Source organism: Flavobacterium sp. GNP001 (assembly GCF_054343775.1).
The window spans coordinates 1-2,221 of sequence record NZ_JBTGUX010000007.1 but is presented as its reverse complement, the minus strand read 5'-3'; the positions used below and the strand labels follow the sequence as shown (position 1 = coordinate 2,221).

General features: G+C 41.9%; 1 protein-coding gene. It reads right to left on the bottom strand.

The window, feature by feature from the left end:
• Positions 1-2,221, bottom strand: a 2,221-nt coding sequence (locus ACXX8U_RS14360; protein ID WP_458566464.1) for a beta strand repeat-containing protein, incomplete at both ends; no start/stop codon positions are given.

Here is a 2,221-nt window from a genome sequence, read left to right as displayed (position 1 = left end):
TAACTCATTAGTAACTACAACTGTTGCAGTTGCTTGCTTACAATTTATTGGACTTGCGCCTACTTCACAGATTTCATAAGCTACTGTGTAGCTTCCTGATGGTGTGTTTGCATTTACCGTTATGGTTCCATTTGCATTCAATGTCAAGCCTGCTGGAACGGTTACTCCTGTCAATGTTACTTGACCTGGGTTGGTTCCGATTACTACTGGATTGCCATCTAAAGTATCATTAACTACAACACTTGGTGTGCTATCGCCTACTGAAACTGCTGCTGGTGTATCGTTGTTTGCCACTAAAGTATTAGTAACTACAACTGTTGCAGTTGCTTGCTTACAATTTATTGGACTTGCACCTACTTCACAGATTTCGTAAACTACTGTGTAGCTTCCTGATGGTGTGTTCGCATTTACCGTTATGGTTCCATTTGCATTCAATGTCAAGCCTGCTGGAACGGTTACTCCTGTCAATGTTACTTGACCTGGGTTGGTTCCGATTACTACTGGATTGCCATCTAAAGTATCATTAACTACAACACTTGGTGTGCTATCGCCTACTGAAACTGCTGCTGGTGTATCGTTGTTTGCCACTAAAGTATTAGTAACTACAACTGTTGCGGTTGCTTGCTTGCAATTTATTGGACTTGCGCCTACTTCACAGATTTCATAAGCTACTGTATAGCTTCCTGATGGTGTGTTCGCATTTACCGTTATGGTTCCGTTTGCATTCAATGTCAAGCCTGCTGGAACGGTTACTCCTGTCAATGTTACTTGACCTGGGTTGGTTCCGATTACTACTGGATTACCATCTAAAGTATCATTAACTACAACACTTGGTGTGCTATCGCCTACTGAAACTGCTGCTGGTGTATCGTTGTTTGCCACTAACGTATTAGTAACTACAACTGTTGCGGTTGCTTGCTTACAATTTATTGGACTTGCACCTACTTCACAGATTTCATAAGCTACTGTGTAGCTTCCTGATGGTGTGTTTGCATTTACCGTTATGGTTCCATTTGCATTCAATGTCAAGCCTGCTGGAACGGTTACTCCTGTCAATGTTACTTGACCTGGGTTGGTTCCGATTACTACTGGATTACCATCTAAAGTATCATTAACTACAACACTTGGTGTGCTATCGCCTACTGAAACTGCTGCTGGTGTATCGTTGTTTGCAACTAACGTATTAGTAACTAAAACTGTTGCGGTTGCTTGCTTGCAATTTATTGGACTTGCGCCTACTTCACAGATTTCATAAGCTACTGTGTAGCTTCCTGATGGTGTGTTTGCATTTACCGTTATGGTTCCATTTGCATTCAATGTCAAGCCTGCTGGAACGGTTACTCCTGTCAATGTTACTTGACCTGGGTTGGTTCCGATTACTACTGGATTGCCATCTAAAGTATCATTAACTACAACACTTGGTGTGCTATCGCCTACTGAAACTGCTGCTGGTGTATCGTTGTTTGCCACTAACGTATTAGTAACTAACACTGTTGCAGTTGCTTGCTTACAATTTATTGGACTTGCGCCTACTTCACAGATTTCATAAGCTACTGTGTAGCTTCCTGATGGTGTGTTTGCATTTACCGTTATGGTTCCATTTGCATTCAATGTCGAGCCTGCTGGAACGGTTACTCCTGTCAATGTTACTTGACCTGGGTTGGTTCCGATTACTACTGGATTGCCATCTAAAGTATCATTAACTACAACACTTGGTGTGCTATCGCCTACTGAAACTGCTGCTGGTGTATCGTTGTTTGCCACTAAAGTATTAGTAACTACAACTGTTGCAGTTGCTTGCTTACAATTTATTGGACTTGCACCTACTTCACAGATTTCGTAAACTACTGTGTAGCTTCCTGATGGTGTGTTCGCATTTACCGTTATGGTTCCATTTGCATTCAATGTCAAGCCTGCTGGAACGGTTACTCCTGTCAATGTTACTTGACCTGGGTTAGTTCCGATTACTACTGGATTACCATCTAAAGTATCATTAACTACAACACTTGGTGTGCTATCGCCTACTGAAACTGCTGCTGGTGTATCGTTGTTTGCTACTAACTCATTAGTAACTACAACTGTTGCAGTTGCTTGCTTACAATTTATTGGACTTGCGCCTACTTCACAGATTTCGTAAACTACTGTGTAGCTTCCTGATGGTGTGTTCGCATTTACCGTTATGGTTCCATTTGCATTCAATGTCAAGCCTGCTGGAACAGTG